Source organism: Paraburkholderia sp. EG287B, assembly GCF_040965595.1.
Classification (GTDB): Bacteria; Pseudomonadota; Gammaproteobacteria; order Burkholderiales; family Burkholderiaceae; genus Paraburkholderia.
Map to the genome: position 1 here is coordinate 275,934 of NZ_JBFRCG010000013.1, position 20,403 is coordinate 296,336.

Below are 20,403 nucleotides of genomic sequence, written 5' to 3' on the forward strand. Positions count from 1 at the left end.
TCTAGCGCGCGAAGAGGAGTTCCCCCTTGCCGTCCACGGAAATGTCGCCCAGGAAACGCCTCGGCGCCTCGCTCGCCAGCTCGCCGAACACGCCCCCTTCGCGCGCGAGGCTGCGCGTGAGCAGGCGCCAGAAGACGCTCGCTTCGGCATGGTTTTCGACGAAGCGGTTGGTGCCCGGCGCCTGCCGCTGGCCGGGCAGCAGCAGCGAGCCGCGCCGCATGCCATAGGCGAGGTGCTCGCCCACGCTGCCCGAAATGCCGATCGTGCCCGCCACCATGCGCGAGGCCGCGAACGCACCCGCGTTGCCGAACACGAGCGCCGTGCCGCGCCGCATACGGTCGCCGAAGCGCTCGCCGGCGTGGCCGCGCACGATGAGGATGCCGCCGCGCATGCCGTCCATGCTGCCCGGCAACGGCGCCGCCGCGAAATCGCCGGTGTCGCCGCCAATCTCGATGCGCCCGCCCGCCATCTCACAGGCCGCGAAGCTGCCGGCGCCCGCGCTCACGACGATCGATCCGGCGCTCATCTGCGCGCCCACGAGGTCACCTACGCCGCCTTCCACGATGATCGTGCCGCCGCTCATCGCGCAGCCAATGCGGTCGAAGCGGCGCAAGTCGCCTTCGAAGGCGATGCACGGCGGCGCGTCGGGCGTCGCGTGCGCGCGGACGTCGAACAGGTCTGCGAGCGCGATGCGTTCCGTCCCATGCCAGAGCCCCACGCGTTCGATCTCCGCTTCGCTCGAAGCGGCCAGCGCCGCGGGCAGCAGGGTGCGCGCGTCGATGCGCAGCGCGGGCGGCTGCTTGATGCGCAGCGTGATGCGCTTCATGGCGTCTCTCCGTGGCCGCACAGCCGGTGCAGATGAAAGTGGAAGGGGCCGAGCTTGCCGCCATAATTGCCCGCTGCGATACGCGTGACGCCCGCTTGCGCGCCGCGCGCGGTCACGGCTTCGATGCCGGCGCGCATCGCATTCGCGACGTCCGTCTCGCTGAGCCCGTCGATCACGATCTCCAGCACGCAGCGAGTCTCGCCGTTCAACGCGGTGCGCGGCGCGAGGCCCGCAAGCGTGGGGCAATACGCGTCGTTGGTCGAGGCGGGCAGCGCCGCATACTTCGAACCGACCTTCGAGCCCGAGCGCACCACGCCGCCTGGAAACGGCATGATGGCGTTGGGCACGCGCCGCATCGCCTCGACCGCGGCCTCGGCGGCGGCGAGCGCCGCGTCGGTGTCGCGTGCGAGCAGCAGCAGGTTGCCGCCGCCCACCCCCTTGATGACGGCAGTCGTTTCCTGCGCAACGAACTCGCCGTCCATGACGGGCACGCGCCAGTAGCGCACGCCGTCGATCATCTTCGAGACTTGCCAGCCGTCGCCGAAAAAGCGCAGGTTCTTGCCGAGCGCGATGGCCTCGCCCTCTGCGATCCCCGCATAAACGGCCGTGGTCGGGCAGGTGAGCACGCACTGGCCGACACGGCGCTCGACCTGTTTGGCCAGTTCCTTGCCCGACATCGAGAAAAGCAGGATCGCGATGCCAGGCCGGCCGTCAGGCGAGGCGTCTGGCGCGAATTCGCGCTCGATGGCGGCTTCGCAGCCGCAGGCGATCACCGAGGTCGCGAAGCCCGTGGCCGCCACCGCCGCGTGGCGCGCCCAAACGGCATTGTGCGCGGTGATGACGAGCCGCGTGGCCTTCATCGGAAAGGCTTCTGCGAAGGTGTCGTCGATCGTCACGCCGTTGATCGTGAGCGGCGGCTTTTCCGCGGTGCCCGGGGTTGCGCTCATGCCGGCTGTCCTCCGGTCGTCTCGTGGTGCACGCCGCACGCTGTTGGCAGCAGGCGCCCGCCGTTGCAGCACGAACACAGCTCGTCGCGGCTTATCGCGGCGTGGCGGATGTTGTACGCGAGGTGGCGCTCGCCATACTCGCTCAGCGTGCGCTCGATCGAGCGGTCGAACTCCGGCTCGACGAAATGCGTGCCGCCCACGGGAGTCGCGACGATGCGGCCAAGGCGCGCAACCAGTTCGCCGTCCTTGAAGACATACTCCGGTGTGCTGAACATGGCTTCACGGTCGGCGTTCTCGCGATACACGGCAATGTCGGCGGCGGCGCCGGGGCTCAGCCGGCCGCGCTCGCGCAGGCCGAGCAAGCGGGCCGGCGCGGCGCGCGTGAGGACCGCGATCTCGTCGAGGCTCAGTTCGCGCGTCATGCCCGCGAGCGCCGACTGATGAACCACCTCGGGATGCAGCTTCGCGAGCTGCTCGTTGCGGAACGACTTGTCCATCAGCAGCCGGATCAGATGCGGATAGCTGGTGAACGGGCCGCCGTTCGGGTGGTCGGTGGTCAGCGTGATTTGCCAGGGGTTCTTCACCATCAGAAAGAGCTCGAGACCAATCGTCCATTGCAGCGCATTCACATAGCTCGCTTCGCGATAGCGGAACGGCACCACGCCGCAGCCCGCGTCGCACTCGATATCCCCCGCGATCCACTTGCGCGGCGAGGCGAACTCGGCCTGCTTCACCTGCTTCATGATGTCGCCGGAGGCCGTGACGGTCTGTCCGAACATGATCTGGCCAACGTCGATGGAGATGTGCGGATTCGCGTTGACGGCCTCGGCAATGCGCTCGGCGGCCGACGAGAACTTGCGTGGCCCCTCGGCGCCGTAGCTATGGAACTGGATGTGCGTGATGTGGCCTGGCAGCCCTTCGAGCGCGTCAATGGTCGCGAGCGTGGACTCGACGTTGCCGGGCACGCCCAGATTGCTCGCGTGAATGTGCAGCGGATGCGGAATGCCCAGTTCGGTCAGCGCGCGCGCGAGCGTATGGAGGACCTGGCGCGGCGTGATCGCGTATTGCGTGTGCGCTTCATCGACGTCGAGGCTGCGCTGGTTGAATTTGAACGCGGAAATGCCGCCCGGGTTCACGACCTTCACGCCCAGCGCCTTCGTCGCGTTGATGGACCACCCCACGTAATCGCGCAGCCTCTCGAAGTCCGCGCCCTGCGCAAGCAGGCGCAGGAATAGCTCGTCGTTGCCCAGCATCACGTAGGCGCCGTGGTCGATGATCGGCGTGTCGCCCATCTCCAGATGCGTGTGCCGCGCGTTCGACGCGATCATCGCCGGCTCGAACGCGGCGGTGTAGCCCATCTCGGCGTAGCGGTAACCGGTCGCCAGCGTGCCGGGCGTGCAGACGCCGCACGAGGCCAGCTCCAGCGCATTTTCGGCTTCCTCGCGCTGCATGCGCAGCCGGTGGTCCTCGGGTAGCAGCATGCGGGCGAGATTGACCTTGCCGCCGCCGATATGCGAATGCATGTCGATGCCGCCCGCCATCACGGCCATGCCGGTGGCGTCGTATTCGCGATCCACGGGCTCGTTGGCGGGAAGCTCGACGATGCGGCCATCGCGCACGCAGATATCGGCGATCTGCCCATTGACCCGGCTTGCGGGATCGAATACGCGGCCGCCGCGCAGACGAAACGTGCTCATGCGGCGTTCTCCCTTCGGGATGCGAGCTTTTCGCCGAGCGTGGCGGCGAAAGCGGCGACAGTGGGCAGCGTGTCTTCGTAGACCGGCGTGAGCGGCAACACGACCCCGCCGTCGGCGCGGAACAGGTGCCCCGGCGAGCCGATGCCCGGCGTGGAGACGGGCACGAAGAGCGTGGGACCGGCACGGTCCGCGCACGCCGCGGCGAGGCCCGGATGGCCGAGCACGATCGTTGGGACCGCGGTGCGCGGCGGCGGGAGGTCCGCGCCGAAGCTCGCGACCCAAACGAGCGCGTCCACGGCATGGTCGGCGAGCAGGCGCGCCGTGTCGTAGCGCTGCGGCGCATGCTCGAGGCCGCTGCGATGCACACCCGTGCGCAGCGGCAGGCCGGAGAGCCAGGTGAGCGTCTGGTTGACGCTCGCGCCGCCGTCGTCGCCGCCGAGCGCGAGGCCGCCCGCGCGGCGGGTGCGGTTGAGCGTTTTCAGCAGACGATCGAAGCCTTCAACGAGCAGCGCGGCGTGCGGCCCTGGCAAATCGGCGGGAGTCCATACGATCGCGGTGTAGTCGGCCGCGCGCATGCGCTCGATCAGCGAGGTCAGGGCGGCCATGCTGGATACGGACGTCTCGCGCGGCGACTTGCCGTTGAGCAGCGCGTTGGTGGTGGCGAGGGCGTCGTAGAGGTCGCCCTGCAGCGGCACGGTCAACGCCTCGACATCGGCCCGGCTTGCCAGCGCCGGGTCGGCCTCGCAGCCGAAGAAGACTACGGTGCGGTGCGCCGGTCCCACGCCAGCCGCATCGGCGCCGACTGCGCAGCGCGCGAAGAATTCCGGATACCGCACCGAAGGCGACGCGCCGATGCAGACGATGAGGTCGGCGCGATTGCGGATCTCGGCGAGCGTCGTCGTGAAGGCGCCGCGGTCCTGCAGGGCAGTCAGGCCGTGCATCAGCGAGCGGCCATGCGCGTGATCGACGATGGCTCCGCACGCGTTGGCCAGCCGATAGAGAGCGCGCGCGCCGGCGACGTCGGTGGCCATGCCGCCGAAGAGCGGCTGGCGCGCACGGGCCAGCCATTGCGCCGCCGTGTCGAGCGCGGTTGGCGCATCGGCGGGCTGACCGTTCAGCATGGGCGTGGCCGACGAAGGCGTGGCGCCGAACTGGGCGAGCCCGCGCGCGGCGCGTGGGCAGCTCGTGCCTGCCGGGGTCAGCGTCTCGCCGCGCGCGACGCTGAAGCGGTCGCACAGCAATGCGCAGAACGGGCAGGTCCAGGGTGGGGAGTGAAGAGTCGCATCCATGCCTGCCGATTTGCAAGGCGTGTGCCATGCGCGCTGCGGCGGGCGGCTGGGCGTTTGCCGTGCGATTCGCGGCTGCGTACGCGCACGGCGCGCGCCGTGCACGGCACACAATGCGCACGGCGTGCCGCGCCTGCGTCACACAGTGTCACGCAGGCATCACGCCTGGTTCACATGCGCCCGCGCGCCGGGGCCCGCCGCTGCCATTACACCCGTGAGCGATTGCGTGCGCACGCCACTGGCATGAAACGTGATTGCTGGGATGTGGCTTGCGCCATGCGCGCAATCAGGATGCGGAAGAAGGAGGGGGTGCAGGGAACGCAGCGGGAATACGCCGCTCGTGCAATGCGGAGGCCACGAGCCACGCACTCGCGCCCGATGCCGCCGCCGCTTGCAGATCGTCTGCATTGCGAATGCCGCCGGCGCCGATGATCTGCCGTTGCTCCGCGCGTTGCCGGACTTCGGCGATCGCCGCGAGCGAAGGGCCTTCGAACGAGCCCACGCGCTCCAGCGTCATGACGATGAGGCGCGCGGGCCAGTGCGACGCATCGGTCCAGCACTGCGGGTCGCCGAGCGGCGTGTCGTGACGGCGGTCGAGCGAGAGGATCGCGTTGGCGGGCAGTTGCGCCAGCGCACCGGCGTGCAGCGATTCGCTGCCGAAGACCGGTGTGAGCAGGGCGCCGCTTGTGCCCAGCGCCGCGACCAGCGTGCTGGCCGCAGCGGGATCGGTGAAGCCCGCGTCGAGCCAGAGTTCGACGCCGGGCAGCGCGCCGGCGAGGCGGCCGAGCAGTTCGCGTTGCGGTGCGCCGTGCATGATGCCGTCGAGATCGGCGACATAGAGGACACGGGCGCCACAGTAGTCGAGCAGGGCGCGTGCGGCATCCACGGGATCGCTGCCGCGGCAAAGCTGGGATTCGAGCGGGCGGTAGCGGCTGCGCTCGCCGCGGACGGCGCGTACCGCGGTGCCGCCGAGTACGTCGATGACAGGAATGATTTGCATGGGGGAGCGAGCAATGACGAAGGTACTGGTCTACGAATATATCAGTGCGGGCGGCGACACGGCAGCCGCTGCCGTGCCGGAGCTGCTGGCGATGGGGCGCGCGATGCGCGATGCCGTTGCGGGCGATCTCGCGCGCATCCCGGGCGTCGAAGTGACCTGCGTGGGCAGCGCGAGCGAAGCCGCCGCAACCGGCCCGCGTGCACCGGCGCTGACGTGGCGCGCGCCGCCGCCTGGGCACGATGCCGTCGCTTTCGTTGGCGCGGAGGCGCTGCATCACGACATGGTCTGGGTCATCGCGCCCGAGACCGGCGGCGTGCTCGCCGCGCTGTGCGGCGCGGTCGACGCCACGCGCTGGATAGGTTGCGACGCGGCCTCGCTGCAAATCGCGGGCAGCAAGCGTGCAACGGTGCGGCACCTCGCGCAGGCCGGCGTCGCGACGACGCGCGCGTGGTCCGCCGAAGCGCCCTTGCAGCCCGACGCGCCCGCGTGGGTCGTCAAGCCCGATGACGGCGCGGGCGCGCTCGACACGCGGTTCTACGACGATTGGCGCGAGGCTCAGTCCGCGTTCCTCGCCCGTCTCGCGGCGCAGGAGCGCGTGACCTTCGAGGAGTGGGTGGAGGGCGATGCGCTGAGCCTTTCATTGCTGTGCACGCCGGACCACGCGGAACTGCTGAGCGTGAACTGGCAGCATATCGGCGTGACGCAGGGCCGGCTGGCCTACGAAGGCGTAACGGTCGGCGCGATCTCGCTGGACAGTCTCGTGGGCCATGCCTGTGCCGAGCTCGCGGCGCGCGTGGCGCGCGCGCTGCCCGGGCTGGCGGGCTTCGTCGGCATCGACCTCGTCTGGCATCGCGAGCGGGGGCCTGTGCTCATCGAAATCAATCCGCGCGTGACCTGCGCTTACGCCGGACTCTCCGCACGGCTGGACACGAATCTGGCGGCGCGCGTGCTGGCGGCGCATCGGGAAGCCCATCGCGAGGTACATCATGAAGAACAGACCGGGGCCGAGCGGATTTGCTATGTCGCCTGAAATCGTGATCGGCTGGGATATTGGCGGCGCGCATGTCAAGGCGGCGCGCGTCGTACAGGGCCGCGTGCTCGACGTCGCCCAGTGGGCCTGTCCGCTCTGGCAGGGCCTCGCGCAGCTCGACGCCGCGCTCGGCGAGGCCGTCGCGCGCTGGCCCGATCTCGCGCGCGCCACCCACGCGGTGACGATGACGGGCGAAATGGCGGATCTGTTCGAGCACCGCGAGGCCGGTGTGAGCGCGCTCGCGCAGCGCTTCGCCGCGCACCTCGGCGCACGCGTGGTGTTCTACGCGGGCGAGGCCGGGTGGTGCGCGCTCGACGGCGTGGCCGCGCACTGGGCGCGCATTGCTTCCGCGAACTGGCTCGCCACGGCGCAGGTCGTCGCGAGCCGCCTGCGCGACGCCGTGCTGATCGACATCGGCAGCACGACCACCGACCTGATTCCGGTGCGCGGCGGGCGAATCGTCGCGCGCGCCGCCGACGACGCGGGGCGCCTGCGCACGGGCGAGCTGGTCTACCAGGGTGTCGTGCGCACGCCGTTGTGCGCGCTTGCGCAGCGCGTCGGCTTTCGCGGCGAGACTTACAACGTGATGAACGAGCACTTCGCGACCACGGCCGACCTCTACCGTCTCACCGGCGAGCTCCAGCCCATGCACGACCAGCATCCCGCAGCGGACGGCGGCGGCAAGGACGCCGCGGCCACGCGCCGCCGCCTCGCGCGCATGCTCGGCCATGACGCGCGCGATGCGACGGACTCTGAATGGATGGCGCTGGCGCACCATTGGCGCGACCTGCAACTCGCGCATCTGGCCGCGAACCTCACGCGCGTGCTGGGGGCCAGTGCGCTCGCGCACGATGCCGTGGTGGTCGCGGCGGGCTGCGGCGCGTTTCTCGCCGAGGCGCTGGCGGCCTCGTGCGGCTACGAGGTCGTGCGCTTCGCGACGCTCGTCGAGGCCCGCGCCGATGCGGCTGCGTGGGCGCAGGTCTGCGCGCCGGGCGCGGCGGTCGCGCTGCTGTTCGCCGGCAGCGCCCGACGCGAGGCGACGAGTATGGCAAGTGCGGCAGGCGCCCATGCGGTGCTCGTCTGACATGGTGGCGAGCGCGATGCCGCCAAGGGAGCCCTTATGTGGGTGGTGAAGCTGGGCGGAAGCTTGAGCCGCGATCCGCTGCTTCGAACGTGGCTGAACGAGTTGAGCGAGCTTGGCGGCGGCCGCGTGGTGATCGTGCCGGGCGGCGGCGGCTTTGCGGACCAGGTGCGCGAGCATCAATCGGTCTGGCGCTTCGACGACGTGGACGCGCACAACATGGCGGCGCTCGCGATGGCGCAGCACGCGCTGATGATGAAGGGCTTATGCCGCCGGCTCGTGGTCGCGGCGCGCGAGACGCAGATCCGGCATGCGCTCTACGAAGGCAGGACCGCCGTATGGGCGCCATTCGACCTGCTGCGCCAGCAGGCCGACCGGTTGACGAGCTGGGACGTGACCTCCGATAGCCTCGCGGCGTGGCTCGCCAACCGGCTGAACGCGGAGCGGCTCCTGGTCGTCAAGTCGTGCGAGATCGATCCGGCGTGCAGTGTGGGGCAACACGTGGCGCAAGGCGTGCTCGACCGGCGCTTCGCCGAGTTTACCCGCGACGCCTCCTATCCTTTCGAAATCCTGAACAAGCACGACTGGCCGCGTGTGCGCGAGCTGCTGCTGCACGCGGCGACGTCCTGACCGGTACGAGCGGCGCAAGCCGCTCACGTCACTCAAGCGGCTTGCGCGGCCTCATACGGCATGCCTTGCGTGTGGCCGCTGAGCGCCGCGCGTAACGCCTGCACGCGCGCGGCTTCGAGCCGGCCGGTGCGCGCGCCCTTGCACAGCGCGCTGCGAAAGCCCGCGAAGTCGGGCAGCAGCGCGCGTATGCGAGGCACGTGCTCGATCCTCAGCGCGCCGGCGAGCCCGACCATCACCTCGTGTGCGCGCGCGATCTGCACCATGCTGTCGAGCACGGCGAGCGGCACGCAGCGAAACAGCCCGCCGGTGTCCTTGCGCGCCGTATCGGCCATCACCGCGGCGAAGCCCAGTTCGCAGGCGTACTCGACGAGCGTGAGGTCGAGCCCGTCGTCGCAGAGCAGCACGGGCACCATCGTCCAGCGCAACGCGCGCATGCGTTCGAGTGTCTCGCGCGCCGCGCGGCCCGGTGCCACACCCGCCTTCACATAGTTCACGCCGCAGCGGCCGATGGCGTCCGAGTAATGGGTCATCGCCTCGTGGTCGCCTGCGCGCAGGTCGCCGATCGTCGCGCTCACGGGCAGGCCCGGGTGGGCCTCGCGCAGCGCGCAGACGATGCTCGCGACGCGCGCCGCAGGCAGCGCGCCCAGGGCGCCCGCGCGCGGCTCCTTGAGGTCGATGAAATCGGCGCCCGCTGCGGCGGCTTCGCGTGCCTCGGCGAGGTCGCGCACACTGGTGAGGAGTCGGATCATGATGCTTCGCGCTCGAAGGCGCGCTCCGTGCGTGAGTAAAAGGCGGCAACCGCCCCGGTGAGCCATTGCCAGGCTTCGCGTTCGGCGGGGCCCGCCGTCCTTTCGATGGCGATCGTGAGCCAGTCCATTTCCGTTTCGATCTTCTCGCGCGGCAGCAGGTGCAGGCGGCTCACCAGCACCGCCGCTTCGATCACGGCGGCCTGGGCGCGATTGAAGCCGGTGAAGGGCGCATGAGTGGCTTCGGCCACGCGCCGCATCGTCAGCACCGGGCGACCCGGGTCGCCGCTCTCGTGCTCGAGGCGCAGTTCGGCATGTGCGAGCGAGCCCGCCAGCCGCACGCAGGGCACCGTGCCGGCAGGCAGCGTGGGCCAGCGCCGGCGGCCCGTCACGCAGCCAGCGAAGACGCGCACGTCGGTGGTGAAGTTCATCACCGCGCAGCCGGTCGCCATGACGTTGTCATAGGTGGTGGAGGGGCGGAACGGCATCAGGATCACGCGCTCGCCTTCGCCGTCTCCTTCGAAGCGTGCGCCCATCGGCGCGACATGCGGCGTGCCGTTGGCCGAACACGTGGTGACTACGGTTTCGTGAATCATTCAGGCCTCCTTGCGCATCGTCGTGCCCGGCGCGCATTGCTCGAGCAGGTTGTCCGCATCGCGCCCGGCGGCGCAGCCCCAGTCGAGCGACTGGTCCTGCGCGTAGCGCTTGCCGAGGCGCGACGCCACCTCCGCGCGCGCGAGTTCCACGCCCATGTAGAAGGCGTGCGCCCCGTCGTCTTCGAGCTTCAGGCGCGGCCACAGCGCAAACGGATCGGTGGCCACGTGATGGCCGTCGCGGTTGTAGACGTGCACCCCCGCGCTCGACACCTGCACCCGGAAGTTCGGATCGCGGATAGCGCGCGCGGTTTCGGCGATCTCTTCGGGCGTGTCGGGAAAGGGCCGCTTCGCGTGCACGGTCATCAAGTCGTCCGAGATTCCCTTGGGCAGCGTGCGCATCTCGCGGGCGGCATACATGACGCGGCGCGCGACATCCGCTTCACGAACGGCGCGGCGTGCATGCTGGCTCACCTGAGTCGTCAGGATGGCGGAGATGCCCAGCTCCACCCCCATGCCGAGCAGGACTGCGTTGATCCCGCTGGTGTCGGCCTCGGTCAGCTCGGTCACGTTACCGACGCCCATCATGATCGGCGCTTCGGGAAACGCGTCGCGCACGCGCTGGTAGCGCAGCAGCGACTTCAGCAGTCCGAACGGAATCGGGTCGAGAATCGGATCGGCGAGAAATGGCCGGCCCAGCGCGCTCACGGCTTCGATGGCGGCGAATAGCGAAGCCTCGTCGCCGGGCTCGCGCGGCACGAGAACGGGGGTCGACTCGACCTCGTTGAGAATCCACATCGTCTCGCTCGAGAGGCTCAGCAGATAGTCGGCGCCGACGCGGCCGCCGCGTACCAGCTCCTTCGCGTCCATCGAATCGACGCTCACCTTGAAGCCGCGCTCCTTGAGCGCCTTGACCGAGTCCGCCAGATGCGCAAACGGGGTGGAGGGCAGGCAGCCCAGGTCGATCACATCGGCGCCGTCCTCGCGCAAGCGCGTGGCGCGCTGGCAGATCTGCTCGACGTCGAGTTTCGGTGCGTCCACGATCTCCGCAAAAATCGCGATGTCGTAGCGCGAGAGATCGACGGGACGCGCCGCGCGGTTGAAATACGCGGGGAGGTCCTTGAGCTCTTCGGGGCCGCGCTCGAACGGAACGCCGTAATGGGCCGAGAGCGCGTCGAGGTCGCCGCGGCAGCGGCCCGGCACGACCACGCGGTCGGCGGCGATGGGCGCACTCACGCGGCGGCGGATCATGTCGGCCGTCATGAGCGCCGCGACCTGCAGGCCGATTTCGCGGATCTCCCAGGTAAACGGCGCGGGCTCGAGGCTGCGCAGCACCCGCTCGAGGCCCGGCTGGGCGAGGCGTCCGGTGAGAAAGACGATGTGTTCCATGATGCATGCGCCTCGCAAGGTTTCAAGCCGGCAAGGCCGCGAGCAGCCCGAGCGTTCGATGCCGGGCGTCGAGCGCCTCGCGCAGCGCCTCGATCGAGTTGGCCACCACGCAGTGATCGATCTGCCGCAGGCGCTCGACGTTCTGCAGCTCGATGTTGCGCGGCCTCAGTTCCACCCATTCCTGGGGGCTTTTCGTGACCACGACGGGTTCGGTGTCGCAGGCAAAGACGAGGCTGGGAATGCCGAGCTTGCCCGCCTGGGCGAACAGGTTGGTCGGCAGCGTGTCGGAGATGCCGAATGCGCACTTGGCGACCGTGTTGCTCGTGGCGGGCGCGATCACGAGCGTGTGATAGTGGCCGGCTTCATAGAGCATGCCCACCGGCACGGCGCTCGCGCTGTTGTCGCGGAACACGCGAAAGCGCGTCTTCAGCGGCGCGACGCCGATCTTGTAGAGCGGCAGTACCTCTTCTGCCGCGCGTGAGAGGAACAGGTCGACGTTGGGGAATGCGGCGGCCAGGGCGAGCGATTCTTCGAGGTAGTGCCCCGATCCGGTGATGGCCCACGCGAGGCGCGGCCTCGCGAGCGTCGCTTCGTCTTCTGTGTCGTGCGGTCGAGTCATCGTTCACCTTCGTTATTGCCATGAGCCTTTGGTCTCGGCCATGAGCCGTTGCCATGGACAGTTGCCGCGCGTTGCGCCGGCAGGTTGCGCAAATTGCGATACACAGTGTCACGGGCCGCGGCGCGTTGCGGATGCACCTGGCCCGGCCTGTGCCTCGTCGCGCCTGCTTGCGCCTGCTTGCGCGCCGCTTCGCTGCCGGTCACGCCCCGCATGCTTGCGACATTCGTGCCTGGGACGGTTCTTGCATGACGTCGGCACAGGCCGCGCGCCCGGGGAGGGCGCAAGGCGAGCCGCGCCGCGAGCGGACGACAGCGGGCCGGCATTTCCCATGGAAGCGAGAGGAGCAATGATGAACGCAATCGACACGAGCATGTTCGACCGGCCGGCGCGGTACGCGGGCGGCGCGGTGCCGCAAACCGAAGGCGAGAGCGCGCAGCCGATGGATATCATCTTCATCGAAGGCTTTACCGGCGAGACGGTGATCGGCATCGACCCGGAGGAGCTGCATGACCCGCAGCCGGTGCAGATCGATCTCTGGGCGGGCTTGCCGCGCAGCCGCGCCTGTGAAACCGACGCGATTGGCGACACCATCGACTACGGCAAGGTCCACGGCGCGCTGCTGGCGCTGCTGGCGAATCATGGCGTGCAACTGCTCGAGGCGCTTGCCGAGAGCATCGCGCAGATGCTGCTGGTCGATTTCGGCGCGCACTGGGTCCGCGTTGCGCTCGTGAAGCCACGCAAGTTCGCGAATGTGAAGGCCGTGGGCGTGACGATCGAACGGCGCCGCGCGCCTGCCGCCGCTGCGCCGAGGCGCGAAGGCGTGGCGCTCGCGCTGCTAGGCGCGGGGATGTTTCCGCCGGAAGGCGGGCTCTGACGCGAGGCGGGGACGGGGACGGGCCGAGCTGTTGCCCGGCCGGCCGTTTTGCTGTGCCGCTCCCGTCTACAGCGCTGAGGTCGTCGAGGATGCAATGAGCGTGGGGTCCATGCAGGCGGCGGCGAACAGCGTCGCCACCATGAGGTCCGCGCTCGTGCCCGGATTGAGACCGGCCGACTTGAGCGCCGCGTCCCATTCGTCGAGCGCGTGGGGCGCGAAGAGACGCTGCGGGCCGCCCGCGAGCCAGGCTGCCGCTTCGCTCGACACGCGCTGCGCGCACGCTTGCCCGTGCTTACGCGCGATGTGCGAATCGGGCCAGCGCGCGAGAAAACCGAGCCAGGTGAGCAACACCGCGTCGGCGAGCGACGTGGGAGAGGCGGTCCGTGCCGCGCGCACTGCGCGGAACGTGGTGAGCCCGAAACCCAGCACGTCGCGAAAGTCCTCGACATACTGGCGCGCAATGCTGTCGCGATCGGCGGCGAGCGACATGGCGGCGCGCAGATCGACGGTGGGCACCGTGTGCACGCTTTGGCTCGGCGCCTCGCCAAGTCCGCCTGGGTTCGCGAGTGCAATCGCCCGGTAGGCCGCGCGGGCGTCCGCGACGGTGAGCGAGCGCAACACGCCCTGCATGGCCTGGATCGGCGCGATGAAGCAGGCGTGAGGCGGCTGCGCTTCGAAGGCCGCGGCGAGCGGCGTGCACAGCAGCACGATGCCGAGATTCGTATTGCAGCCGGCGGCGGCGCGTGTGCCGGCGATGGCCGCTTCGATACGCGCGCCCACTGGCGCCCCGCGCCGCGCGAGCGGGCCACTGGCGGCCTGGGCGCTGACGAGGAAGAGATCGGCGGTCATGCCGTGGCCTGCCGATGCGAAACTGACGTTGCCGGGCTTCGCACATGCCACGTCCTGTTCGCAGGCCCAGAGAAACGCCGCTTCGATGGCCGCGGCCGGGTCGATGGCCGCGAGGTTGTGCCGTGCATTCATGCGACCGCCTCCCGAAGCGTGGCGGCATCGCCGTGCGCGAGCCTGCGTTCGAGCAGGTCGTCGACGATGCAGCCGGCGATATCGAACGGTGTGACCGACTGCAAGCCGCGCCACGCGGCCACGCCGTTCACCTCGATGACCTGGGCGCCGGACGCCGAAGCGTCGCACGGGACCAGATCGATCCCGGCATAGTCGAGGCCGAGCGCGTCGCTCGCGCGCTCGGCGAGTTGCGCGAGTTCCGGTGTGAGCGGCTGCGCTTCGCAGCGCCCCCCCTGCGCGACGTTGTGCACCCAATGCTCGCTCACGCGCCGCATAGCGGTCACGGCCCGGCCGCCCACCACCAGCACCCGCCAGTCGAAGCCGGGCGTGCCTGGCGCGACGGTGGGCGGGACGAAGCGTTGCAGATAGGCCAGCTTGCCGTAATCGCGCAGGGCGGGCAGCGAGGCGCAGCCGCTCTCGCCGCCGCCAAGGCGCATGAGCCCTTTGCCTTGCGAGCCGAACAGCGGCTTGAGCACGACCTCGCGGCCGGCCGCCGCTTCGCGCATGACGATGCGGCGCGCGTGCGGCTCGGATTCACCGGCCCAGGCGGGCGGCGTCGGAACGCCGGCGCGATGCAGCAGGAAGCTCGTCATCGACTTGTCGACGCTGCGCTCGATGGCGCGCGCGTCGTTGTAGACCGGCACGCCGAGTTCGCGCAGCGCGTGCAAGATGCCGAGGCGCACGGTCACCTGCTCGAAGGTCCCGCCCGCGATACCGCGCACGATCACCGCGTCCGGCAGGCCGCGGCCAAAGCCGGGAATCACGAGGCCGTGCGCGGCCCAGGTGGTGTCGATGCGGCAGTCGGCGAGGTCCACGCAGCGGCCCTGCGCCCCGCGCTCGCGCAGCGCGCGTTTGAGGCGCGCGGTGTGCCAGCCCGTTTCGTCGGTCATGATGGCGATGCGCAGCACATGAGCGTTCATGTCAGGCCTCGGCGAGCCACAGCGGGTGAAGCAGATCGAAGCGCGTGGCGCCCGCGTGCCAGGTGCGGCCCGTTGCGAGGCTCGTTACCCACGCCTCGGCGGGCGCGAACAGCGCCGGGTCGATCCGGTAGAAGTCGTAGTCGTACTCCGTGAAAATCTCGGCGAACGAGCGGCCGAAGTCGCGCGATGCCGAAGAAGGCAGGCGCTGCGCGAGATCGCGCGCGGCATCGTCGCCGCCGTTCACCATGAGGTGGACGCGGCCGCCGTAAAGGATCGCGTCGTTGGTGCGGCCCATCGCCTCGATCGCTTCGCGCGCGGGCGGCGGTAAGGGCGCGCTCGCACTGCCCTCGACGATGTCGCCGAGCGCGAAGCCGAGCACGTGCGCCTTGTGCAGCGCGACTTCGAGCGCACGCGCGACCACCTGCGTCGTGCCCGCGCGGCTAGCCGTCGGAGTGAGGATCAGCGTGAGTCCGCTCGGGTCGAGCCCGCAGTCGCGCAGGATCTTGTCGATGACGACTCCGGGCGGGGCGCGATCCACCTCGAGCACGAGGCAGCCGCTCGACGCAACATCGCGATAGCGCAGTTCTTCGTAGAGCGGCTCCTTGCATGCGAGCGAGCGCGCCGGTCCCGAGCCGAGCGCGAAGAACTTCTTGCCGCCGGTTTCCTCCTTCGAAGCGGCGAGACTCCAGCCCGCGTACTGGCTCGCGAGGCACGCGAGTACCGGCTGCGCGCTCGCGATCTCGACCAGGGTGGGCCATTCGTCGCGCGCGCTCGCGCCGCTGTTGGCGCGCATGCGTACGGAGCCGAGCCCGCCCATGCAGATGGCGGCGATTTGCGCGCCGGCCGCGACGCTGCCGGGCGTCTCGATGCCGGCGTCGACGATCAGCACGCCGCGCGCGTCGCGGCGCGCCACGATGCCGAGTTCGGCCTGCCTCTCGAGCAGCGAGGCGAGCAGGGGCTGGGCGAGCGCGTTGACGCTGAGCGCTGCGGTGTGGGTAGCCGTGTTCGTTGCGGACTCAACGATGGGCGAGTGAGCGTTCATGGGACACCTCGAGCAAGTTTTCGATGGCGGCGGCGCGGGCGCAGACTTCGGCGCGCACCGCATGCGCGGATGTGCCCGGCGCACAGGCCGCCGAGACAGTGCAAAGCGGGGTGCCGGCGGCGATCGTGCTGCCGGCGGCCGGGATGTCGTGACACCAGCCGAGCCGCTGTGCCCGCGCCTCGAACGCGGGAGTGACGGTATGGCTGGTTTGCGCGAACACGACCAGGTGGCCGCGCACCGGCTGGGTGTGCCGGGCCGCCTGCGGTGCCGCCATGTGTTCGAGCGCTTCGAGCGGCTCGCCCCGGCAGGCACGCACATGAAGCGCGAGCAGCGGGGCGAGCGGGTCATGGTCATAAAGCGCCATCGTGGCGGGCGGCCGCGCGTTGACTTCGAGCACGATGCAGCGTTCGCCGTCGCTCAGGAAATCGAGGCTGTTGAGCCCTGCGAGACCGCTCGCCGCGACGATTGACTGCACGGCGTGATGGACTTGTGCCGCGAGCGTGGGGGGCACAGGTGCGGGACCGATCGCGCCGCGCCAGGCGAACGGGTGGGCGCCGTGCGGCGTGACGATCTGCTCGCTGATGCCGAGTACCGCGGCGCGGTGCCCATCGGCGAGAAACAGTGCCGACATCGAATGTCCTGCGCACAGGCGCTGGTAATACACATCGGCGCGGTCATCGCGCGCCGGGGCATCAGGCGCGTCCGCCAGGCGGATATGCCAACCGCCCGTGCCTCGGGCGTCCTTGCGTAGCCAGCCGCTGGTGTCGCGAGGGCGATCCATTCGCGTTTCGGGAAATGCGATGCCGTTCTTCTCGAGCAGTGCGAAAAAATGCTCAGGAAAGCGAACGGCATCGTAGGCGTGCCGCGCATTGCCGATCAAAGGCAAGCGCTCGATGCCCGTGTGCAGCAGTTCCGGGCAGGCTTCGAAACCGCTGCCAGCGATCCAGCCCATGACGCCGGACAAGCGGCGCGCGTGTTCGAGCGCGGCGCGCGTGCGAACCGGGTCGAGCATCAGCGCCGCGGGGTCGCCAACCGGTTGCCAGTGCTCGCTTGCGCGCCGCGTGTCGCTGTCTCCGAACAGATCGAGCGCGATCGCGCGCCAGCCCGCGCGCTGCGCCGACTCGGCGAGCATGCGCGCGGACAGCCCCGCGACGACGATGGCGGGCTTGGTCACGTCTGCCACGTGCGCGACGGCATGCACGGGAGGAGAGGCCTGGGCGTCGCGCATCGCTCTTTCAGGCCGTCTGGGTCTCGCGCTCGGCCATCACCTCGCGCGCGAGCGCAAAGGCCTCTTCGAAGCCGAGATAGACCGGTTTCGCCGCCGCGAGCATGTGCTCGAACAGGCGCCGCTGCACCTGATACTTGACGTTGCCGATCGCCAGCGCGCCAACACCGAGTGCCCCGTGCAGGCCGAACGGCTTGCCGTCGTCGGCGACGCCCACACCGTCGATGCCCGCCGGCGGCACCGCGTTGACATCGGCCGCGACCAGCAGTCCTGTGGCCTGGTCGACCTGGCGCGTGTTCATCACCTGCACGCCGGCCGCGGCGGTGGCGAAGACCACCTCGGCGCGTGCGAGCGCGCTATCGAGCGCTTCGGGTGACTGAGCGTCGGCGCCGCGCGTCTGCACGTCAAAGCGCACGTTGATGCGGTTGCTCGCGGCCTGCGCGGCTTCGAGCCCGCGGCTGCTCGCGATCGAGACCAGCGCACCCGCGCGCGCGGCCAGCACGCCCGCGATCACGCCCACCGGTCCCGTGCCGCCCAGCATTACGATGCGTTTGCCTTCGAGGCTCGTGTCGTGCGCACGCCGCATATGCCACTCGACGCTCGCCACGAGCGCCGCGGCCGTCGTATAGGCGCCGCTTGGATCGGCGAACACGGAGACTTCGAACGGCGGCACCATCGCCTCGCGCGCGCGCAGCAGCATGTCGGCGGCCAGCACGACGTCGCGGCCGCCAATGAAGAGGCCCGTGTGCGCGACGCCTTTCGGGCCACGCGAGAAGATCGCGTCCTGCGTGAGCGCGGCGACGTTGTCGATGCCGACATCGGCATAGGGCACCACGACCTGGTAGCCCGCGTCGACGGCCATGTTCACGTCGAACGGACTCATCTGCCGGGTCGGTGTGAACATGTGGAGGATGTAGGGACGTTCCATCGTTGTTCGAGTCTCGATGAGAGGTTGAAAGAGGGCGTCAGGCCGCCGCTGGCGTATGGATGACGGTCGCGCCGGCGTTGCGCCCCTTGACGATTTCGAGCCGCAGTGACGGGCCGACCACGCCGGCCTTGCGCGCTGCCGCCACCGCTTGAGCGGCTTCGTCGTGCGAGGCGAGGATGGCGAAGCCCGTTGGGCCCCACGAGCTTTGCCCGATGCCGCCGCAATGCCGCGCGCCGATCCAGTCGAGCACGCGTGCGACGGCGGGGCTCGTATAGATGCCGCCTTGCGAAGCCGCGAAGTAGTGGCCGATGCCTTCCTGCAGCTCGCTCACGCCGCGTGCGAACGGCGCGAAATCGCGCTCGGCGGCGGCAGGCAGGATCTGCATGAGCGCGAGATGGCACGCGTGGGCGGCCAGCGCCTGCGGAAACGGCGGCAGCGCGGCCATCGCCTTGCGCTCGGCGTGGCCGGACAAGCCGGTGCGCGCGTCGTCGAGCACGAGCAGCACGCGCCATTCGTCGGGAAACGGCAGGCGCGCGAGCGTGGGCGGCAGCTCCGTATCCGAGCGCGGGCCGCCGTCGAGAATCAGGCCGCCCTGCTCGAAGCCCGCCACGCCTATGCCCGAGCGTGCGCCGCGTGCGAGCGCAAGCGCGAGCTGCGCTGCGTCGAGCGAGAGTCCGTGCAGCCGCGCGAAGGCGTGGCCCACGCTGAGCGCGAGCTGCGTGCCCGAGCCGAGCCCCGCATGCACCGGCAGCACATGGCGCAGGCGCACGTCGAGCGGCGCATGCAGGCCGCTCAAACGCTTGAGGGCATCGATATGCGCGCGCAGGCGCGGCAGCTCCTCGCTCGCATAGGGCGGCGCCTCGTAGCGATCGGCGCAGGCCTCGCCGTGGTCGCCGTCGCCTTCGTGTGCAAGAAGACGCATCTCGAGGGTCGTGCTGATGCCGTCGATCACGAGGCCGAGGCTGCCGAAGCGCCGGCCTAGCGAGGCGCCTGGATCGAGAAAGCCAAGATGCAGCCTCCCGGGCGCATTCACCGTGACGGCGCTCGCGTGCCTCGTGGGGTGTTGCGTCGTCGCGTATTGCGTCATGAGCGCTTCCTCGAATCGATGAGCGGACAACTTCAGTCCGTACCGACCGACGCAAGCGTCATGCCATGTGCGCTGTCTGAGTTCGATACGTGCGTATAGGGGGGGCGCGGGTCATCCGCGCATCACGAGCGCCGCCGCGTTCACTGCGCGCCTGTGCCGATTCGGTGACAGTGTGTCACCCGCCGCGCCGGATCCGCACCGGGGAAATGGGCAGATCCGCGTATTCACCGGCGAGGTACATCTCGGTGTTTTCCATGACGAAGCGGCGGAACGACTGGCAGGTGGGCGAGAGCTGCCGCGCGTTCAGATGCACGATTTGCCACGCGCGGTCGATGGGCGTGCCGCTAACGTCGAGCAGCGCGATCTCGCGCGTGCGCAGCTCGAGACGCAGCGTATGCAGCGAAAGCAGGCTGATGCCCATGCCCGCCATCACGGCCTGCTTGATGGTTTCGTTGCTGTCGAGCGTGACGATTTTCGCGGGCGTGAAGAGGTGGTGCTTGAACATTTGCTCGACAACCGTGCGCGTGCCTGAGCCGGGCTCGCGCATCAGGAACGTCTCATGGCGCAATTCCTGCACGTCGATACGCCGGGCGGCGGCAAATGCGTGATGAGGCGCGGCGACGATCACCTGCGGGTTGTACGCGAGCGGTTCCGCGACAGCGTCGAGTTCGCGCGGCGGCCGGCCCATGACCGCGAGGTCGATGGCGTTGTCCTGCAGCATGCGCAATAGCGCTTCGCGATGTGCAATCGTGAAGCGCACGTCGACTTTCGGGAACTGCGCGCCATAGCGCGCGATGAGTTGCGGCACGAAATAGCGTGCCGTGCTGACGAGGCCCACGGAGATCGCGCCGCTATCGGCGAGCGAGAGCGACTGCAAGGCGTCTTCCGCGTCCTTGACCTCGCCGAGGATACGGCGCGCATGATGCGCGAGCGTGACGCCGGCTTCGGTCAGCGTGATCTTGCGCGCGATGCGTTCGAACAGCGGCAGGCCAACGGCTTCCTCCAGCTGCTTGATCTGCATGGAGACGGCGGGCTGCGTGAGATGCAGGTCCTGCGCCGCGCGCACGAAACTGACGTGCCTGGCAGCGGCGGCGAAGATCTGCAACTGGCGCAGCGTGAGCGTGCGAACGAAGTTGAGCATGCCGGATTCGCCTGAAGAAACGTAACGAACAAGCGCGACGAGCAAGCGCGAGGAGAGGTAAGGGATCCCTTATAGGATGACTAAGAATATCTGAATTTCACTGATTCGTGAGTCGCCTTATCGTAGAGATAGCGTAGCGGCGTGCGAATCGGAAGCCGGAGAAGCAGGAGCCGAAGCAAAGGGCGCGATAGCCGCCTGGTGCTCACCTGAACAAGGAGACAACATGAAAGTCCGCACGAAGTTAAAGCGAGACCGCTACGCAGCAAGCGTGATGAAGTATCGCGAGATGGGCCACTGGCAACCGGCCTGCGAGCCGATCGAC

20 protein-coding genes are annotated in these 20,403 nt (G+C 69.5%); 4 read left to right on the plus strand and 16 right to left on the minus strand.

Annotation, left to right across the window (positions count from 1 at the left end):
• Position 1: 1 nt before the first annotated feature.
• The 5 genes from AB4Y40_RS25130 to AB4Y40_RS25150 form a co-directional block, all read right to left on the minus strand.
• Entirely contained in the window at positions 2-826 is an 825-nt protein-coding gene (locus AB4Y40_RS25130; RefSeq protein WP_368690111.1) for a formylmethanofuran dehydrogenase subunit C, read from the minus strand.
• A complete protein-coding gene (fhcD, locus tag AB4Y40_RS25135) occupies positions 823-1,773 on the minus strand; it encodes a formylmethanofuran--tetrahydromethanopterin N-formyltransferase (protein WP_368690112.1) in 951 nt (316 codons plus the stop codon). Before fhcD ends, AB4Y40_RS25130 begins: the two co-directional genes overlap by 4 nt.
• Complete coding sequence (locus AB4Y40_RS25140; RefSeq protein WP_368690113.1) at positions 1,770-3,470, minus strand: formylmethanofuran dehydrogenase subunit A; 1,701 nt, start codon at positions 3,468-3,470, stop codon at positions 1,770-1,772. The genes fhcD and AB4Y40_RS25140 overlap by 4 nt, the downstream gene beginning before the upstream one ends.
• Complete coding sequence (locus AB4Y40_RS25145) at positions 3,467-4,759, minus strand: formylmethanofuran dehydrogenase (RefSeq protein ID WP_368690114.1); 1,293 nt, start codon at positions 4,757-4,759, stop codon at positions 3,467-3,469. The genes AB4Y40_RS25140 and AB4Y40_RS25145 overlap by 4 nt, the downstream gene beginning before the upstream one ends.
• Before the next feature lie 283 nt (positions 4,760-5,042).
• Positions 5,043-5,756 carry a HisA/HisF-related TIM barrel protein gene (locus tag AB4Y40_RS25150; protein ID WP_368690115.1) on the minus strand — a complete coding sequence of 238 codons (714 nt, stop codon included), beginning with the start codon at positions 5,754-5,756 and terminating at the stop codon, positions 5,043-5,045.
• A 13-nt stretch (positions 5,757-5,769) separates the two neighbouring features.
• Between AB4Y40_RS25150 and AB4Y40_RS25155 the strand changes: the two genes are divergently transcribed.
• The 3 genes from AB4Y40_RS25155 to AB4Y40_RS25165 are packed head-to-tail and all read left to right on the plus strand — an operon-like array spanning position 5,770 to position 8,497.
• Positions 5,770-6,786, plus strand: a complete 1,017-nt coding sequence (locus tag AB4Y40_RS25155; RefSeq protein WP_368690116.1) for an ATP-grasp domain-containing protein — start codon at positions 5,770-5,772, stop codon at positions 6,784-6,786.
• Positions 6,743-7,870: a hydantoinase/oxoprolinase family protein gene (locus AB4Y40_RS25160; protein ID WP_368690117.1), complete on the plus strand. Its 1,128-nt coding sequence runs from the start codon at positions 6,743-6,745 to the stop codon at positions 7,868-7,870. Before AB4Y40_RS25155 ends, AB4Y40_RS25160 begins: the two co-directional genes overlap by 44 nt.
• Positions 7,871-7,906: 36 nt before the next feature.
• Positions 7,907-8,497, plus strand: coding sequence for an aspartate kinase (locus AB4Y40_RS25165; protein WP_368690118.1), 591 nt, complete (start codon positions 7,907-7,909; stop codon positions 8,495-8,497).
• 32 nt (positions 8,498-8,529) lie between these two features.
• On the opposite strand, the gene AB4Y40_RS25170 is transcribed toward AB4Y40_RS25165, so the two are convergent.
• From AB4Y40_RS25170 to AB4Y40_RS25185, 4 genes are read right to left on the minus strand one after another with little or no spacing between them, the layout of a single operon-like run.
• Positions 8,530-9,246, minus strand: coding sequence for a (5-formylfuran-3-yl)methyl phosphate synthase (locus AB4Y40_RS25170; RefSeq protein WP_368690119.1), 717 nt, complete (start codon positions 9,244-9,246; stop codon positions 8,530-8,532).
• Positions 9,243-9,839: a DUF447 domain-containing protein gene (locus AB4Y40_RS25175; RefSeq protein WP_368690120.1), complete on the minus strand. Its 597-nt coding sequence runs from the start codon at positions 9,837-9,839 to the stop codon at positions 9,243-9,245. The genes AB4Y40_RS25170 and AB4Y40_RS25175 overlap by 4 nt, the downstream gene beginning before the upstream one ends.
• The gene (locus AB4Y40_RS25180; protein WP_368690121.1) at positions 9,840-11,225 is read right to left on the minus strand and encodes a DUF6513 domain-containing protein; all 1,386 of its coding nucleotides are present in this window, start codon (positions 11,223-11,225) and stop codon (positions 9,840-9,842) included.
• A 22-nt stretch (positions 11,226-11,247) separates the two neighbouring features.
• Entirely contained in the window at positions 11,248-11,844 is a 597-nt protein-coding gene (locus AB4Y40_RS25185) for a flavoprotein (RefSeq protein ID WP_368690122.1), read from the minus strand.
• 349 nt (positions 11,845-12,193) lie between these two features.
• Between AB4Y40_RS25185 and AB4Y40_RS25190 the strand changes: the two genes are divergently transcribed.
• On the plus strand, positions 12,194-12,718 hold the full coding sequence (locus tag AB4Y40_RS25190) for a dihydroneopterin aldolase (RefSeq protein WP_368690173.1): 525 nt from the start codon (positions 12,194-12,196) through the stop codon (positions 12,716-12,718).
• Between the two features lie 66 nt (positions 12,719-12,784).
• Here the strand turns inward: AB4Y40_RS25190 and AB4Y40_RS25195 are convergent, their stop codons facing one another.
• From AB4Y40_RS25195 to AB4Y40_RS25225, 7 genes are all read right to left on the minus strand, one after another.
• Positions 12,785-13,699 (minus strand): triphosphoribosyl-dephospho-CoA synthase, encoded by a 915-nt coding sequence (locus AB4Y40_RS25195; RefSeq protein WP_368690123.1) that lies wholly within the window; start codon positions 13,697-13,699, stop codon positions 12,785-12,787.
• Positions 13,696-14,658, minus strand: a complete 963-nt coding sequence (locus tag AB4Y40_RS25200; protein WP_368690124.1) for a RimK family alpha-L-glutamate ligase — start codon at positions 14,656-14,658, stop codon at positions 13,696-13,698. The genes AB4Y40_RS25195 and AB4Y40_RS25200 overlap by 4 nt, the downstream gene beginning before the upstream one ends.
• 1 nt (position 14,659) lies before the next feature.
• Positions 14,660-15,700, minus strand: coding sequence for a methenyltetrahydromethanopterin cyclohydrolase (gene mch / locus AB4Y40_RS25205; protein ID WP_368690125.1), 1,041 nt, complete (start codon positions 15,698-15,700; stop codon positions 14,660-14,662).
• A complete protein-coding gene (locus AB4Y40_RS25210; protein WP_368690126.1) occupies positions 15,675-16,928 on the minus strand; it encodes an ATP-grasp domain-containing protein in 1,254 nt (417 codons plus the stop codon). Before AB4Y40_RS25210 ends, mch begins: the two co-directional genes overlap by 26 nt.
• 7 nt (positions 16,929-16,935) lie before the next feature.
• Complete coding sequence (locus tag AB4Y40_RS25215; protein WP_368690127.1) at positions 16,936-17,853, minus strand: NAD(P)-dependent methylenetetrahydromethanopterin dehydrogenase; 918 nt, start codon at positions 17,851-17,853, stop codon at positions 16,936-16,938.
• Positions 17,854-17,890: 37 nt separating this feature from the next.
• Positions 17,891-18,940 carry a beta-ribofuranosylaminobenzene 5'-phosphate synthase family protein gene (locus AB4Y40_RS25220; protein ID WP_368690128.1) on the minus strand — a complete coding sequence of 350 codons (1,050 nt, stop codon included), beginning with the start codon at positions 18,938-18,940 and terminating at the stop codon, positions 17,891-17,893.
• Between the two features lie 175 nt (positions 18,941-19,115).
• Complete coding sequence (locus AB4Y40_RS25225) at positions 19,116-20,081, minus strand: LysR substrate-binding domain-containing protein (RefSeq protein WP_368690129.1); 966 nt, start codon at positions 20,079-20,081, stop codon at positions 19,116-19,118.
• Positions 20,082-20,403: the final 322 nt, after the last annotated feature.

What these genes read in the sequence shown, in the direction of transcription:
- AB4Y40_RS25180 (WP_368690121.1), bottom strand. Translation starts at nt 11,225, where the DNA reads ATGGAACACATCGTCTTTCTCACCGGACGCCTCGCCCAGCCGGGCCTC.
- AB4Y40_RS25215 (WP_368690127.1), bottom strand. Translation starts at nt 17,853, where the DNA reads ATGGAACGTCCCTACATCCTCCACATGTTCACACCGACCCGGCAGATG.
- mch (WP_368690125.1), bottom strand. Translation starts at nt 15,700, where the DNA reads ATGAACGCTCACTCGCCCATCGTTGAGTCCGCAACGAACACGGCTACC.
- AB4Y40_RS25200 (WP_368690124.1), bottom strand. Translation starts at nt 14,658, where the DNA reads ATGAACGCTCATGTGCTGCGCATCGCCATCATGACCGACGAAACGGGC.
- AB4Y40_RS25140 (WP_368690113.1), bottom strand. Translation starts at nt 3,470, where the DNA reads ATGAGCACGTTTCGTCTGCGCGGCGGCCGCGTATTCGATCCCGCAAGC.
- AB4Y40_RS25190 (WP_368690173.1), top strand. Translation starts at nt 12,194, where the DNA reads ATGAACGCAATCGACACGAGCATGTTCGACCGGCCGGCGCGGTACGCG.
- AB4Y40_RS25150 (WP_368690115.1), bottom strand. Translation starts at nt 5,756, where the DNA reads ATGCAAATCATTCCTGTCATCGACGTACTCGGCGGCACCGCGGTACGC.
- AB4Y40_RS25170 (WP_368690119.1), bottom strand. Translation starts at nt 9,246, where the DNA reads ATGATCCGACTCCTCACCAGTGTGCGCGACCTCGCCGAGGCACGCGAA.
- AB4Y40_RS25155 (WP_368690116.1), top strand. Translation starts at nt 5,770, where the DNA reads ATGACGAAGGTACTGGTCTACGAATATATCAGTGCGGGCGGCGACACG.
- AB4Y40_RS25160 (WP_368690117.1), top strand. Translation starts at nt 6,743, where the DNA reads ATGAAGAACAGACCGGGGCCGAGCGGATTTGCTATGTCGCCTGAAATC.
- fhcD (WP_368690112.1), bottom strand. Translation starts at nt 1,773, where the DNA reads ATGAGCGCAACCCCGGGCACCGCGGAAAAGCCGCCGCTCACGATCAAC.
- AB4Y40_RS25195 (WP_368690123.1), bottom strand. Translation starts at nt 13,699, where the DNA reads ATGAATGCACGGCACAACCTCGCGGCCATCGACCCGGCCGCGGCCATC.
- AB4Y40_RS25175 (WP_368690120.1), bottom strand. Translation starts at nt 9,839, where the DNA reads ATGATTCACGAAACCGTAGTCACCACGTGTTCGGCCAACGGCACGCCG.
- AB4Y40_RS25210 (WP_368690126.1), bottom strand. Translation starts at nt 16,928, where the DNA reads ATGCGCGACGCCCAGGCCTCTCCTCCCGTGCATGCCGTCGCGCACGTG.
- AB4Y40_RS25185 (WP_368690122.1), bottom strand. Translation starts at nt 11,844, where the DNA reads ATGACTCGACCGCACGACACAGAAGACGAAGCGACGCTCGCGAGGCCG.
- AB4Y40_RS25130 (WP_368690111.1), bottom strand. Translation starts at nt 826, where the DNA reads ATGAAGCGCATCACGCTGCGCATCAAGCAGCCGCCCGCGCTGCGCATC.
- AB4Y40_RS25165 (WP_368690118.1), top strand. Translation starts at nt 7,907, where the DNA reads ATGTGGGTGGTGAAGCTGGGCGGAAGCTTGAGCCGCGATCCGCTGCTT.
- AB4Y40_RS25145 (WP_368690114.1), bottom strand. Translation starts at nt 4,759, where the DNA reads ATGGATGCGACTCTTCACTCCCCACCCTGGACCTGCCCGTTCTGCGCA.
- AB4Y40_RS25225 (WP_368690129.1), bottom strand. Translation starts at nt 20,081, where the DNA reads ATGCTCAACTTCGTTCGCACGCTCACGCTGCGCCAGTTGCAGATCTTC.
- AB4Y40_RS25220 (WP_368690128.1), bottom strand. Translation starts at nt 18,940, where the DNA reads ATGACGCAATACGCGACGACGCAACACCCCACGAGGCACGCGAGCGCC.